Source organism: Paenarthrobacter sp. PH39-S1, from assembly GCF_030063245.1.
Taxonomy (GTDB): Bacteria; Actinomycetota; Actinomycetes; order Actinomycetales; family Micrococcaceae; genus Arthrobacter_M.
This window is the reverse complement of sequence record NZ_JASISR010000043.1, coordinates 24,316-29,657: the sequence shown is the minus strand read 5'-3', so window position 1 is coordinate 29,657 and position 5,342 is coordinate 24,316. Positions and strand designations below refer to the sequence as shown.

Sequence of the window (5,342 nt, the reverse complement as noted above, 5' to 3'; positions counted from 1 at the left end):
AATCCTGGAAGGTTCCGCCGCCGACCCAGCACACCAGCCCCGGCCGACCATGTCGGCATCAACCTCCCCGAAACAAGAACAGCCACGCTAAGCGCCAAGTGACTCCATACAGCTTGACATTTTTCGATGTGCCCTGTTCGGTGGGCATCATTCCTGTTCTGCTTCATAATGACTGTTTTCCGGGGGAGCTCTTTCTAGGGAACTGCTTCACCTGGCTGATCAATTAGGCCGGACGTGTCTTCGCCAGGCTGTTGAGCGCTCGATAAGTCTCGGGTCGTGAGGCTCGCTCTCCGGATGCACCGTGATCCAAGTTGAGGTCATCGCGTCGTACGCCGATGTCCCCAAGGTCTGCCTGCTGCCGGTCGGTGGACTGCTGCCGCGTCGAAACGCGTGCGTAGCCGATCAGTCATTTCATGGGCTGCTCCAATGTGTCTCGTAACTAACGGTGAGTACACCGATTCAACCAGAGAGTTGTGAGACATAGTTAGGAGAATCGTCGTTCGTCGTCGAACTTGTGCGATTCCGCGAAAGCTGGACTATTGCATTCGCGGCGATCGCTTGTTCGGTGAGACGCCTCGTATCACTACGGATATGTGACGCGTCGTGGGCGCACTCAGCGCAAGTAGGAGCCCATCCACACGGTCGGGTCTGGGGCGCCCTTGATCTCCCGACTCGTGCCACCTCTTGATCTCCCGACTCGTGCCACCTTGGGTCATTCGGCTCTTCGGGGCTGTGGATCGTTGATTTCCTGGGGGTCTTGGTGCGGGGGGCACTAACGAGTCAGGTTTGCTTCTCGAGAGGAGACGGACATGGACATGACGGTCACGTCTGTGCGTGTCGGCTGGAATGCTTGAGGGGTGTCGCGAACAGCGGTCCTAAGTGAGTGGTGATCAGTGGGCCCGGATCGAGCCGTTGCTGCCGAATTCGGCTGGACACCTTCAAATGTGGCTCTACCGCCGCAAACTACGGTCCGCACGGCAACCCACGAATCAGTTTGAATCGGGGGTTCCGGCCTGAGACTTGGGCCCCTTCATATTGGTCTAGTCGCTTCCGCTTTCAGTAATGTACAGGGCCGTGGGTACCTCCTCCTTCGGAAGGTATCCACGGCACTTTCTGCTCGAGGCTTTCACGAGGCGTCGAAGGCTCCGAGTCCGCGGCGCGCATCTAATAGATCACTCGAGGGAATCAAAGAACGCCGTCACATCGGACGCGACCCGATCCGGGCATTCCCACAAGACCAGATGCGCCGCATCGGGGTAAACCTTCAGGACCGTGCCGGCTATCCGGGCTGCCAGGGTTTCCTGGTCGCTCCGTGGCAACAAGCTGTCATGGTCGCCCCACAAGATCAGTGTGGGTGCGTGGATGGTTCCCGACTCAGTTGGCGGCGGGGCGGTGCCTAGGCCATGCAGGATGCCCTTCCAGGCGTGGGCGGGCATTCTAACGCCGTCACGTATCCGGTCCTCGATAAACCAGGAGGGAACCGCATGCAGCAGTGGATACCAGGACAACGAATCCCGGACCCAGTCCTCGTCGATGGGGTCCGTCAGGCGGTCCACTTCATCGGCGAACGGGGCCCGTCCGTGGAGGCTCAGGGGAGAGCCCACCAGCACGAGTGCCGCGACCCGCTCGGGGTAAGCGACGGTCAACTGCTGGGCGACGTAGCCGCCGCTGGAGGAGCCGAGGACGAAGGCCTTCCGAACGTTGAGGGCGTCAAGAATCGCGGCGGCGTCCTCGGCCTGTTCCGCAAGGGAGTAGCCCGACTCCGGTTTGTCCGCGTCGCCCTGCCCGCGGAGGTCGGGGGCGTAGACCCTGAAGCCAGTTAGCAGCGGTACCAGGCGGTCGAAGCAGCCGCGGGATTCGCCCCATGGATGCAGCAGCAGCACTGGCCGCGCGTCGGCGTCGCCCTGGACGAGACACGGCACCGTGATGCCTGTCCGGAGCCTAAAATCCCGGACCTCGGATTCCATAGCCTCAAGGTAGCCGCGCAAGTGGACCGTGGGCAAGGCTCATGCCAGACGCTGAGGCTCAGTAGAGGATGTGCTGGTAAAGGACGTGGTCCTGCCAGGTGCCTGCGATCTTGAAGCATTCCAGCCAGTAGGCCCCCGATTTAGGAGACATGCCCTGGCCCCTCTGCCAAACTGAACGAACTCATCAACGTTGCACTAGCCATTGGACCACCCGAGCATGGTGTCAGAAAATTGGGCAAAGCCCAGCGAGAGAATCGGCAGAAATGTCTCATAACCCAAATGGCTCATAACCCATGGGTTTCGAGGCACAAGAGTTACGAGACACTTCAGCGTCTGGTTTAGACGGAAAACGGGTGATTACGAGAAGACTATTCATTGGCTTCGCTTTACGAAACCAATGATGAAACGGATACCACTTCCCCGCGAGGCCACTTCCGCCGTCCATCAGGCATTTTGCCTGGCAGAAGGCGTTTCCCCCGCTACGCCGCAGTTGCACGAAAGGTGAGCCGAATTCTGGCGCTGACGCCTACCGAGTCGACTGGGTCCGTAGGCGTCAGCGCCAGAATTCGGTGAGCTGCTCGGCGAGGGCTCTGCCAGATCGGCATTCTCGTTTCTTCGGTAGCCGCCGTCGATGTATCGGCTGTCGCCGATACTGTAGGCGAAGCCACTGGCACAGCTGGCGGCCACGGCGTCCACCAGGTCGACCCCGCTGTCGCGGTCGAACACGACCGGTTCACCGGTATGGGCATCGACCGCTGTGATGAGCATCCGCCGTTGCGGCCAGCGCTGACTGGGCAGCCGAACGGCGACGGTAGCGCGCCACTGCGTTTGCACAGAACTGTCCGCCGCCCCGTCCGTCTCGAGCGCCGCCGCACCCATCCTGCGGCGCATGTCGGCCGCATCCTCAGCCGCACCGATGATTGCGCTCGTTTTCTCCATATGGTTCACCGACGGCCTATTCGGAACGCGTCCACGGTTGGATCCGACCGGAGCAGTCCGTAGCGGTGGCACCTCTGCGAGAATATTGGCAAGCAGTTCGGTCGGTTGGGTCGCGCTAGTTATTTGGGCAACAGCCGTCGATCCGGCCGACGTCCCGATGATCAGATCGGCCTCGGTCACATCCAACCCGGCCTCGAACAGGCCGGCGATGACGCCGATCAGCCACGCATTGCCTGCCGATCCGCCACCACCAAGGACCAACGCTGTACCGGAGGGATGTTCCGAGCCGCCGTCAGCGGTCGTCTCCGAGTTGAACTGAAGTGAATGATGCATAGTCGTAGCTTTCTGAGAGTGCGTGCAGCGCTCCCCGCGACGGCTACGTCAGTCGCGCGACCGTGAACTCGAAGGAGCGCCCAGAGTGGACGGTGTGTGCATCGGGCTCACCTCCTCGAATCGTGTCACGTTCGCTGGGAAGTCTACCGGGTTGGGCTCCGTGTGCCAACGAATTCGACTGGTTCACTCGTGGGCGGGCGTTGCCGAGATCAATGCTCTTGACGTGGCACTTGTTTTTTGCAAGTGTTGTCTCGTTCGCATACAGAACCAACGAGGGAGACCACAATGACCGCGATGTTCGTCAACCTGCCGGTGACCGACCTGGAGCGCGCGAAGGCGTTCTACACGGCGATCGGCTTTACCATCAACCCGAAGTTCACCGATCACAACGCGGCCTGCGTCATCGTCGAGGAGGACCACAGCTACTTCATGATGCTTGTCCGCGAGTTCTTCCAGACCTTCACCGACCTCCCGATCGGCGACCCGGCTGTGAGCCCGTCGGTGGCGACCGCGATCTTCCTCGACGATCGGGAGGCCGTCGACAAGACAATTGCCGCCGGTGTCGCAGCGGGCGGCGCCGAGCCGCACCCCGCGTCGGACTACGGTTTCATGTACCAGCGCACGCTCACCGACCCCGACGGCAACATCGTCGAGTTCGGCTGGATGGACCCGGTTGCGGCCGAGCAGGGCCCCGAGGCCTACGCGAACCAGCAGGCCTGAGCTCGATGGCTGCTCGCGAGTACGGACAGTATTGCGGCGTCACGCGAGCCCTGGAGCTCGTGGGCGAACGCTGGGCAATGCTCATCGTCCGCGACCTACTCGTCGGGCCGCGCCGCTACGGAGAGCTCGCCGCTGGCCTGCCGCGAGTCCCGAGCAACATCCTGGCGACGCGGCTCAAGGATCTGCAGGCGGCCGGCGTCCTCCGCCGGGTGCCGCACTCGCGCGTCATCGTCTACGAACTGACGCCCTACGGCCGCGAGCTCGAGCCGGTCGTGCTCGCGCTCGGCGCCTGGGGCTTCAAGGCGATGGGCGATCCGCGCCAGGAGCAGATAATCACCCCCGACTCGATGACGATAGCGCTCCGCACAGCCTTCCGGCCGCAGGTCGCGGCGAGCCTCCCGGCGACCGCCTACGCAGCGCGCTTCGGCCCCGCCGAGCTGCTCATCCGGGTGGACGGCTCCACGCTCCACGTGGCACGCGGCGACGGGCCGGTCGACCTCGCCTTCGCCGCTGGGCCGGCCATCCGCCGGCTCATCTCCGGCGAGCTCACCCCGGATCGTGCGATCGCGACCGGCGTGGTCGAGGTGCTGCGCGGGCGCGGCGACTTCCTCGACCGTTTCGCGAACACGTTCCACCTGGCCGCCTAGTCCAAGAACGGCCCCACAACTACCAAAGGACATGCCTCACATGCGAAAGCTCATACTGAAAATGTCGATGTCACTGGATGGTTTCGTCGGCGGACCGAACGGCGAGATGGATTGGACGCTTCGCTCGCGGAGCGAAGACGGTGCAGCCTGGGTCTTGGAGACTCTTCAGCAGGCGGGCCTGCACGCCATGGGCAGCCACTTTTACAACGAAGTGGCGAGCTACTGGCCCACCGCGACGGACCCGATGGCAGCACCGATGAACGACATCCCGAAGGTAGTCTTCACGCGGCAAAAGTCGTTCGACCTCCATGCAGGGCAGGGCGGAGTGCCAGCGCAGGAGCCGTCTCACGGCGCAGCCAGTTGGGCGTCGGCCAGGATCGCAAATGGAGACCTCGCGGACGAGATGCTGCGCCTGAAGCAGGAACCCGGCAACTACATCCTCGCCCAGGGAGGAGCGGACTTCGCCCGCAGCCTGGTAGAACTCGGCCTGGTCGACGAATACCGACTCGTGATTCATCCGGTCGCGCTCGGCTCCGGTTTTCCACTCTTCTTCGACCTGCAACAGCCAATGGACCTCGAACTCACCAGTACCACCCAGTTTCGGGCAGGCGCCATGGCACAGGTCTATCGTCCCGTCAGCGCGTAGCCGGGAGTGTTTTCACACCCGCAATGGGCCCGCAGGCAGGTAGGAAAGAACTGGTGGCTGACCCCGCGGGGGGGGGGGGGGGGGGGGGGC

Annotated in this window: 6 protein-coding genes; 3 read left to right on the top strand and 3 right to left on the bottom strand. The window is 62.8% G+C overall.

The features are described from left to right. Positions 1–223 precede the first annotated feature (223 nt). The 3 genes from QMG52_RS19180 to QMG52_RS19170 form a co-directional block, all read right to left on the bottom strand. Entirely contained in the window at positions 224–403 is a 180-nt protein-coding gene (locus tag QMG52_RS19180) for a recombinase family protein (RefSeq protein ID WP_349361765.1), read from the bottom strand. A 769-nt stretch (positions 404–1,172) separates the two neighbouring features. Beyond that, on the bottom strand, positions 1,173–2,003 hold the full coding sequence (locus QMG52_RS19175) for an alpha/beta fold hydrolase (protein WP_283562019.1): 831 nt from the start codon (positions 2,001–2,003) through the stop codon (positions 1,173–1,175). A 408-nt stretch (positions 2,004–2,411) separates the two neighbouring features. Next, positions 2,412–3,239: a patatin-like phospholipase family protein gene (locus QMG52_RS19170; RefSeq protein ID WP_283562018.1), complete on the bottom strand. Its 828-nt coding sequence runs from the start codon at positions 3,237–3,239 to the stop codon at positions 2,412–2,414. Between the two features lie 285 nt (positions 3,240–3,524). Here QMG52_RS19170 and QMG52_RS19165 point away from each other — a divergent pair, with 285 nt between their 5' ends. The 3 genes from QMG52_RS19165 to QMG52_RS19155 are packed head-to-tail and all read left to right on the top strand — an operon-like array spanning position 3,525 to position 5,252. Next, positions 3,525–3,959 (top strand): VOC family protein, encoded by a 435-nt coding sequence (locus QMG52_RS19165; protein ID WP_283562017.1) that lies wholly within the window; start codon positions 3,525–3,527, stop codon positions 3,957–3,959. Positions 3,960–3,964: 5 nt separating this feature from the next. Beyond that, positions 3,965–4,606 (top strand): winged helix-turn-helix transcriptional regulator, encoded by a 642-nt coding sequence (locus QMG52_RS19160; RefSeq protein ID WP_283562016.1) that lies wholly within the window; start codon positions 3,965–3,967, stop codon positions 4,604–4,606. 40 nt (positions 4,607–4,646) lie between these two features. Then, positions 4,647–5,252 carry a dihydrofolate reductase family protein gene (locus QMG52_RS19155; protein WP_283562015.1) on the top strand — a complete coding sequence of 202 codons (606 nt, stop codon included), beginning with the start codon at positions 4,647–4,649 and terminating at the stop codon, positions 5,250–5,252. Positions 5,253–5,342 lie beyond the last annotated feature (90 nt).

Bases quoted from the DNA above. Each gene is read 5' to 3' on its own strand.
- QMG52_RS19170 (WP_283562018.1), bottom strand. From the start codon at position 3,239: ATGCATCATTCACTTCAGTTCAACTCGGAGACGACCGCTGACGGCGGC.
- QMG52_RS19165 (WP_283562017.1), top strand. From the start codon at position 3,525: ATGACCGCGATGTTCGTCAACCTGCCGGTGACCGACCTGGAGCGCGCG.
- QMG52_RS19160 (WP_283562016.1), top strand. From the start codon at position 3,965: ATGGCTGCTCGCGAGTACGGACAGTATTGCGGCGTCACGCGAGCCCTG.
- QMG52_RS19155 (WP_283562015.1), top strand. From the start codon at position 4,647: ATGCGAAAGCTCATACTGAAAATGTCGATGTCACTGGATGGTTTCGTC.